Source organism: Promicromonospora iranensis, from assembly GCF_028994775.1.
GTDB lineage: Bacteria > Actinomycetota > Actinomycetes > Actinomycetales > Cellulomonadaceae > Promicromonospora > Promicromonospora iranensis_A.
Map to the genome: position 1 here is coordinate 21880 of NZ_JAJQMN010000014.1, position 7661 is coordinate 29540.

At 73.2% G+C, this 7661-nt stretch carries 9 protein-coding genes; 5 read left to right on the forward strand and 4 right to left on the reverse strand.

The genetic code is table 11. From position 1 onward, the window contains the following. Nucleotides 1-97 precede the first annotated feature (97 nt). Together LUU90_RS22245 and LUU90_RS22250 are read left to right on the forward strand one after the other, a co-directional pair. Nucleotides 98-583: a DUF2269 family protein gene (locus LUU90_RS22245; protein WP_275006145.1), complete on the forward strand. Its 486-nt coding sequence runs from the start codon at nt 98-100 to the stop codon at nt 581-583. After that, entirely contained in the window at nt 580-840 is a 261-nt protein-coding gene (locus LUU90_RS22250; protein WP_275006146.1) for a hypothetical protein, read from the forward strand. Before LUU90_RS22245 ends, LUU90_RS22250 begins: the two co-directional genes overlap by 4 nt. Before the next feature lie 58 nt (nt 841-898). Here LUU90_RS22250 and LUU90_RS22255 read toward each other — a convergent pair whose 3' ends face one another. From LUU90_RS22255 to LUU90_RS22265, 3 genes are all read right to left on the reverse strand, one after another. After that, on the reverse strand, nt 899-1858 hold the full coding sequence (locus LUU90_RS22255; protein WP_275006147.1) for a GlxA family transcriptional regulator: 960 nt from the start codon (nt 1856-1858) through the stop codon (nt 899-901). Beyond that, on the reverse strand, nt 1855-2424 hold the full coding sequence (locus tag LUU90_RS22260) for a cysteine hydrolase family protein (RefSeq protein ID WP_275006148.1): 570 nt from the start codon (nt 2422-2424) through the stop codon (nt 1855-1857). Before LUU90_RS22260 ends, LUU90_RS22255 begins: the two co-directional genes overlap by 4 nt. Before the next feature lie 214 nt (nt 2425-2638). Further along, a complete protein-coding gene (locus tag LUU90_RS22265; protein WP_275006149.1) occupies nt 2639-3481 on the reverse strand; it encodes an alpha/beta fold hydrolase in 843 nt (280 codons plus the stop codon). Nucleotides 3482-3606: 125 nt separating this feature from the next. Here LUU90_RS22265 and LUU90_RS22270 point away from each other — a divergent pair, with 125 nt between their 5' ends. After that, on the forward strand, nt 3607-4167 hold the full coding sequence (locus tag LUU90_RS22270) for a TetR/AcrR family transcriptional regulator (RefSeq protein ID WP_275006150.1): 561 nt from the start codon (nt 3607-3609) through the stop codon (nt 4165-4167). Between the two features lie 71 nt (nt 4168-4238). After that, the gene (locus LUU90_RS22275) at nt 4239-4835 is read left to right on the forward strand and encodes a DsbA family protein (protein ID WP_275006151.1); all 597 of its coding nucleotides are present in this window, start codon (nt 4239-4241) and stop codon (nt 4833-4835) included. Between the two features lie 6 nt (nt 4836-4841). Here the strand turns inward: LUU90_RS22275 and LUU90_RS22280 are convergent, their stop codons facing one another. Continuing rightward, nucleotides 4842-5717 (reverse strand): alpha/beta fold hydrolase, encoded by an 876-nt coding sequence (locus tag LUU90_RS22280; RefSeq protein WP_275006152.1) that lies wholly within the window; start codon nt 5715-5717, stop codon nt 4842-4844. A 33-nt stretch (nt 5718-5750) separates the two neighbouring features. Here LUU90_RS22280 and LUU90_RS22285 point away from each other — a divergent pair. Then, the coding region (locus LUU90_RS22285; RefSeq protein WP_275006153.1) for a BTAD domain-containing putative transcriptional regulator at nt 5751-7661 on the forward strand (1911 nt) is incomplete at its 3' end.

A 7661-nucleotide genomic window follows, 5' to 3' on the forward strand; every position in this document is an offset into this window, starting at 1 on the left:
GGCCAGATCCCGGAGGTTGTTGGCAGCAGGGCCACTGTCGGCGCCTGGCGACGCCCGCGGACGATGACCGCATGCGAACGATCTCGGACACCGCGGCATGACCGCGCTGCTCCTCTCCCTCCACGTCCTCGCCGCCATCCTCACCGTCGGACCGGTGGCGATCACGGCCAGCATGTTCCCGCGGGCCGCACGTCAGGCCCTGGCGGCGCCCGACGAGACGAACACCGCCGCCGTCCGGCTGCTGCACCGCGTCACGCGGGTGTACGCGGTCGTCGGCGTCGCCGTCCCCGTGCTCGGATACGCGACCGGGGCCAGCCTCGGCGTCCTGTCCGACGCCTGGCTCATCACCTCGATGGTGTTCACCGCCGCGGCTGCCGCCGTGCTGATCGTCCTGGTGCTGCCGGGTCAGCGACGCGTCGTCGAGGCGCTCGACGCACCCGGACCCGCCGGCGCGGCGGACCCTGCCGAGCGGGGCGCCGCCCGCCGTCTGGCGATGCACGCCGGGATCTTCAACCTGCTCTGGGCGGTGGTGGTCGTGCTGATGATCTACCGACCCGGGTCGACGACGGGAGCCGGACTGTGACCGGCGGCCTCGCGCTGCGGCTGCTTGGCGCGGCGGAGCTCGCCAGCGTCCTGATCCTGTTCGGCAACCTCGCCACGGTGCACAGCGAGGCGGTGTCCGGCGCTGTCGGGCCCCTGCACGGCATGATCTACCTCGCCGTGATCGTGACCGCCGTGGCCCTCGCCCGCGGACGGCACAGGGTGTGGCTGCTCGCCCTGATCCCCGCGATCGGCGGCCTGCTCGCGGAACGCGCGGCGAAACTGACCCCGGGCGGGTGATCGGCAGTACGTCAGGTGATCGGCATTCCGAGGTGCCGACCACGTGACGTCCTGCCGATCACCCGGGCCGTGAGCTCCGGAGCCGCCGCAACATGCGCGCGTCCTGGAAGCCGACGGCGTGGGCCGCCGACTCGACGGTCGCACCGTGGCCGATGAGGTGCTCCGCCCGCTCCAGCCGCAGCAGCTGCTGGTAGCGCAGAGGTGTCACCCCGGCGGACCGCGTGAACAACCGCGTGAGGGTGCGTTCCGCCACGCCGGCGTGCGCGGCGAGGTCGGCGAGCGGCAGGGCTTGGTCGAAGTACGTGTCGATGTGGTTCTGCACGCGGTGAACCGTGTCGTCCACGTGCGACCGGTGCCGCAGCATGGCGCTGGCCTGCGGCTCCGTCCCGTTGCGGCGGGCGTACACCACCATCTCGCGAGCCACCCGGGCGGCGAGCGCGGGGCCGTGCCGCATGGCGAGCAGGTGGAGCGAGAGATCGATGCCGCTGGCGATGCCCGCCGAGGTGACCACGCCGCCGTCGGTGGTGAAGAGGACGTCCCGCACCACGTGTGCCCGGGGATATCGGGCGGCGAGCTCGTCCTGTACGGCGTGGTGGGTGGTGCAGCGCCGGCCGTCCAGCAGGCCCGCCTGGCCCAGGGCGTCGGCACCCGCGCACACGCTGGCGACCGTTCCGCCGGCGGCGTGATGGTCCGCGAGCCGCGTGCGGAGCGGCGTGCTCAGCCGGGGCCAGGCGGTCCGGACGCCGCCGATGCGCCAGCCGGGCACGACGACGAGGTCGTCGGGACCGAGTTCCGGCCAGTCGGTTCCGGCGACCAGCGGGAGGCCCTGCGCGGAGGCGACCACGCCGGCATCGGGCCCGGGCGTGCCGCTCGCCTCGGGGCCGCCCGGTTCGATGCCGGACACGTACCGCAGCTCGTAGGGGTGGCCGTGGTCCCCCGCCGTGAAGAAGGCCTGCGCGGGGCCCGCCAGGTCGAGCAGGTGGACCCCGGGCAGCAGCACGAAGACGACAGTGGTCACCCTGCCGATGCTGTCACGCCCACCGTGGCGTCCGCCTCCGCCTCGAGCTCCGCGACGGTGGCGATACGCGCGAACCGGTCACGGAGCACGGCCTCGGTGCGCTCCAGGATGTCGGCGGCGCTGAACCGGCCGAGCGGGTCGGTGCTGGTGGCGTCGCTGACGAACGTCATGGTGTATCCGAGGTCCGAGCCGACCCGCGTGGTGGTCTCCACGCACTGCTCGGCCCGGATGCCGCAGACGCGCAGCTCCCCCACGCCGTGTGCGGTGAGGATCTGCTGCAGGTTGGTCGTGGTGAAGGCGTTGTGCGACGTCTTGCGGAGCACCGGCTCGTCGGGCCGGGGCTCGCTCAGCTCCTCGAACAGCCGGACGTGGCCGGACTCCGGGTCGAACGCGTTACCCGTCCCGGGCTCGGTGTGCAGCACCCAGACGACGAGGTCGCCGGCCGCGCGGGCGAGGTCGACGAGCCGGTTGACGGGCTCCGCGACCGTCGGGTTGAGCGTGTCGGCCCACTGCGGGCGGGCGCGGAAGGACTCCTGGACATCGATGACGATCAGGGCTCGGTTCATACCTGCAGTCTGGTCGCGTCGACGCGCGCCCGGGAGGCCGTATCGGGCCCACTACCGGACGCATCTGGCCACCGGATCCGGCGCCAAGCGTGGTCGGTAAAAGGTCAGGTCGTCGGTAACTCGAGTTACCGACGACCTGACCTTCTACCGACTACCGACTACTCCTGCGGCGCCCTGCTCCAGCGGTCCAGCGGCGCCGCGGCCCGCGCAGGGGTCAGGACTTGACGAAGGACAGGAGCGCCTCGTTGACCTCGGCCGCGTGGGTCCAGAGCAGGCCGTGCGGCGCGCCCTCGATCTCGACGTACTCGGCCTCGGGGAACGCCTTGTGGAACGGACGAGCCGTGGCGTCGATCGGGAGGATGTTGTCCTTGGTCCCGTGCAGGATCAGGGACGGCTTGCCGGCGGCGCGGACTGCCTCGACGTCGGCCCGGAAGTCCTCGATCCAGGCGGAGACGACGGCGTAGGCCGCGACCGGGGCGCTGCGCGTCGCGGTGTTCCAGCTGGCCGTCACGACCTCCTGGCTGATCCGGCTGCCGAGGTTCTCGTCCAGGTTGTAGAAGTCCTGGTAGAAGTTCGTGAACCAGGCGAAGCGGTCGGCGTGGGCGGTCTCGCGGATCCCGTCGAAGACGGACTGCGGCACGCCGGTCGGGTTGTCGTCGGTCGCGACGAGGAACGGCTCGAGCGACGCGAGGAAGGCCAGCTTGGCGACGCGCTCGTGGCCGTGGTTCTTCACGTAACGGGCCAGCTCGCCGGTGCCCATCGAGAAGCCGACCAGGATGACGTCGCGCAGGTCGAGCGTGTTCAGCAGCGTGTTCAGGTCAGCGGCGAACGTGTCGTAGTCGTAGCCGGCGCCCACCTTGCTCGACTGCCCGAACCCGCGGCGGTCGTACGTGATGACGCGGTACCCGGCGTCGATCAGCTCGCGGGACTGACGCTCCCAGCTGTTGCCGTCCAGCGGGTAGCCGTGGATGAGCACGACCGGCTGACCCGTGCCGTGGTCCTCGTAGTAGAGCTCCGTGGTGGTGCTGTTCTCGGTGCCGACGGTGATGAAACCCATGATCTGCTCCCAGTGCTGTTCTCGGGGCCGACGGAGAACGGTCGTTCTCTGCCGATATCCGCTACAGTAGAGAACGAACGTTCTCTGCGCAAGCCGTGCGCGGGGTGAAGACGGGGTGAGACCGCATGATCGACGAGAAGACCGCCCGGGAGGCCGTGATCGAGGCCGCTGACCGCCTGTTCTACTCGCACGGCGTCCAGGCCGTCGGTATGGACGCCGTGCGGACGGCGGCGGGCGTGTCGCTCAAACGGATCTACTCGCTCTTCGCGTCGAAGGACGAGCTCGTCGTCGCCGTGCTCCGCCACCGCACCGCCATGTGGGACGCCGGGCTCGAGTCGGCGTCGGAACGCGCGACGACCGCCCGCGAGCGCATCCTCGCGATCTTCGACTTCCTCGACGCCTGGTTCCGGGAGCCGAGCTTCCGTGGGTGCGCGTTCATCAACACCCATGGCGAGCTGGGTGCCACCTCGACGGCGGTCTCGGACGCCGTCCGCGAGCAGAAGCGCAGCTTCCAGGAGTACGTGGCCCACCTCGTGGCCGACGCCGGCGCACCGGCCACGCTGGCGCCCCAGCTCGCGATCCTCGCGGAGGGCGCGCAGACCACCGCCGCCATCGCAGGCACCCCGGACGCCGCCCGCCAGGCGAGGGCTGCCGCGGAAACCCTCCTGACCGCCGCCCACACGTAACCACGAGCGGTTGACCCCGAGCCGCTGACCACGCGCGGTCGGCTCGACGCACAGTGCGAGAGGATGAGGACATGACGACCGACGAGACCAACGGCGGCGCACGTGAGGCGGCGCCGCTCGCCCTGCAGAGTGGCCCGCACGAGGGCGACTTCGCGTTCCGATGGGCGTACGGCAACCCGGAGGCCCCGTTCACCATCACGGAGTTCGGCGACTTCGAGTGCCCGTACTGCGGTGCGGCCAAGCCGGTGCTGCACGAGCTCATCAACGGCTCGGAGGGTCAGGTCCGCCTGGTGTGGCGGCACTTCCCCCTCTTCGAGCCGCACCCGTACGCGCTGACGGCGGCCCTGGCGGCCGAGGCCGCGGGGCACCAGGGGGCGTTCTGGCCGATGGCGGGCCTGCTCTTCAAGAACCAGGACCGCCTCGACGACGCGTCGATCATCCGCTACGGGGAGCAGCTCGGCCTGGACACCGCTGCCCTGGTCGGCGACCCTGCGCAGCGGTTCGCCGACGCCGTCCGCACGGACTACCAGAACGGCATCGACGCGGGCGTGCACGGTACGCCCACGCTGTTCATCAACGGCCAGCCGTACACCGACGGCGTCACCGTGACCGACCTGCGGGACACCATGGGGCTGTCGCGCAAGCGCACGTCCCGTTTCGGCCGGTAGCCCGGATCACCGCGCCAGGAGCGCCCGCAGGTAGGCGACCACCTCCTGCGGCGACTGCTCGGCCATGAAGTGCCCGGCGTCCAGCGTCCGGTGCTCCAGGTCGGCGGCCCAGGCGGACCACAGGCCCACCGCGTCGTAGCCGAGCGCGGTGCCCCAGTCCTGCTGGAGCACGGTGACCGGCATGGTCAGCCGCCGTCCGGCCGTCCGGTCGGCCTGGTCGTGCTCGACGTCGATCCCCGCCGAGGCGCGGTAGTCCGCCACTATCGAAGGCACCGCCTCCCGGGAGGCGCGCAGGTACTCGGCCCGGACCTCCGCCGGGATCGCGTCAGGGCCGGTACCCCAGGCGTCGAGGAAGAACCCGAAGAAGTCGTCGGCGGAGGCCTCGATCATCCGCTCGGGCAGGCCCGGCGGCTGCGCCATCAGGTACAGGTGGAACGCGACGGCCGCGTCGGCGCCGTGCAGCACGTCCCACATGTCGAGCGTCGGCAGCACGTCGAGCACGGCCAGGTGCGTGACGCGGTCCGGGTGGTCCAGGCCCGCACGGACCGCGACGAGCGCACCGCGGTCGTGCCCCGCCAGGGCGAACGTCTCGTGGCCCAGCGCGTCGGCCAGCGCCACCACGTCCTGGGCCATGGTCCGCTTCGAGTAGGTGCCGCGGTCCTGCTCGGCGGGCTTGTCGCTGGCGCCGTAGCCACGCAGGTCCGGGACGATCACCGTGTGGTCGGCAGCGAGATCCGCCGCGACGTGGCGCCACATGAGGTGGGTCTGCGGAAAACCGTGCAGCAGCACGACCGGGCTGCCGGAGCCGCCGACCGCTACGTTGAGGACGACGTCGCCCACGGCGACGCGCTGGTACTCGAACTCAGGGATTGACTGTGTCATGCCCCGAATCTCCAGGACGTGGATGAGCAGACGATGAGTGAGCACGTGCGAGTCGGTGTGCTCGGCCCGGTGACGGCCTGGGTCGACGGCTCGGAGGCTGCTCTCGGCGGCCCGCGCCAGCGTGCGGTCCTCGCGCGCCTGGTCGCCGCGGACGGGCGGGTGGTGACCGCCGACCGGCTGGTCGAGGACCTCTGGGAGGAGCCGCCGCAGGGCGCGCTGGCCGCCGTGCGCACGTTCGTGGCGGCCCTTCGCCGCGGCCTCGAGCCCGCGCGGACGGCGCGCACCCCGGCCCGGCTGCTCGTGACCGACGGCCCGGGTTACGCGCTGCGCGGCGTCGACGTCGACGCCTGGTCGTTCGAGGCGGTGGTGTCCGGGGTGCGTGCCCTGGCGCCTGCCGCCGCCCGGGCCTCGCTCGACCGGGCGCTGGACGCCTGGCGCGGCAACCCCTACGCGGGCCTCGACCAGCCGTGGGCGGTCGCCGAGCGGGCCCGGCTGGTCGAGCTACGGCTGATCGCCACCGAGCGCCACGCCGAGGTGCGGATATCGCTGGGTGACGCGGCCGACGTCGTGCCAGGTCTGGACGCACACGTGGCCGAGCACCCGTGGCGGGAGGAGGCCTGGCGCCTGCTCGCGCTGGCGCTGTACCGGTCGGCCCGGCAGGCGGACGCGCTGGCCGTGCTCCGGCGGGCGCGGGCGATGCTGGCCGGCGAGCTCGGCGTGGACCCGGGTCCACGGCTCGCGGAGCTGGAGGCCCAGGTGCTGCGGCACGAGGTCCCTGTCGACGCCGCCTCCGCCGACGACGTCTGGCGGGACACGACCTCCGCCTACGAGCGTGTCGTGGCGGCCGGCGCCCGCGGCCGGCTGGAGTCCACCGCGACGCTCCTGCGCACCCTGGCGCTGAGCGGTGGTGACGGCCTGACCGTCGCCCGGTCGCAGCGGGTGGCTGCCGTCCGCGCCGCGGAGCAGCTCAGCGACCCGGAGCTCACCGCCCGGGTGATCGGCGCGTTCGACGTTCCCGGAGCGTGGACACGGTCCGACGACGCGGAGCTTGCCGCCGAGATGGCCGCAGCCGCCGAGCGCACGCTGGCCGCCCTTCCCGCGGACGCGCCCGACGCCGTCCGCTCCAGGCTGCTGGCGACGGTGGCCATCGAGTCGCGCGGCCTGCCCGGACCACGAGGACCGGAGGCCGCGCGTCGGGCGGAGGACCTCGCTCGTCGGGCCGGCGACCCCGCGGTCCTGGCGTTCGCCCTGGCCGGCCGGTACCTGACGACCTTCGGACGCACCGGCCTGGCTCCCGAGCGGGACACGATCGGCGCCGAGCTGGTGGCCCTGGCGGCCCGGCACGGGCTGAGCACCTTCGAGATCCTCGGGCACCTGGTGCGGACGCAGGCGCAGTCGGCCCTCGGCCGGTGGGAGGTGGCGCAGCAGCACGCGGACGAGGCCGCGGCGCTGGGCAGGAAGCACGAGCGGCCGCTGGTCGAGGTGTTCACGCGGTGGTTCGCGGCGGTGCGGCTCGCGGCCTCGGGCGCCCCCGCCGAGGCCGCCGAGGCCGCCGAGGCCGCCGAGGCCGCCGAGGCCGCCGAGCAGGCGTACCGCGACGCCGCGACCCGGCTCGACGGGTCCGGCATGCCCGGCCTCGCCGAAGGCCTGCTCCCGCTGGCGGTGCTCGCCGTGCGGGTCTGGCGCGGCCTGCCTGCTGACGGCGGTCCGGTGGGGGGTGGTTCGGTGGGCGGAGGTTCGGCGGGCGGAGGTTCGGCGGGCGGAGGTTCGGCGGGCGGAGGTTCGGCGGGCGGAGGTTCGGCGGGCGGTGATGCAGATGGCGGTTCGGCGGGCGCAGGTCCGGGCGGAGGCGTTGCGGATGGCGGGGATGCGGATGGCGGGGATGCGGATGGCGGGGATGCGGATGGCGGGGATGCGGATGGCGGCGGCGCAGTCGTCGGCGGT

Coding starts and splice junctions, on each gene's coding strand:
- LUU90_RS22245 (WP_275006145.1), top strand. CDS start 98: ATGACCGCGCTGCTCCTCTCCCTCCACGTCCTCGCCGCCATCCTCACC.
- LUU90_RS22260 (WP_275006148.1), bottom strand. CDS start 2,424: ATGAACCGAGCCCTGATCGTCATCGATGTCCAGGAGTCCTTCCGCGCC.
- LUU90_RS22265 (WP_275006149.1), bottom strand. CDS start 3,481: ATGGGTTTCATCACCGTCGGCACCGAGAACAGCACCACCACGGAGCTC.
- LUU90_RS22270 (WP_275006150.1), top strand. CDS start 3,607: ATGATCGACGAGAAGACCGCCCGGGAGGCCGTGATCGAGGCCGCTGAC.
- LUU90_RS22275 (WP_275006151.1), top strand. CDS start 4,239: ATGACGACCGACGAGACCAACGGCGGCGCACGTGAGGCGGCGCCGCTC.
- LUU90_RS22280 (WP_275006152.1), bottom strand. CDS start 5,717: ATGACACAGTCAATCCCTGAGTTCGAGTACCAGCGCGTCGCCGTGGGC.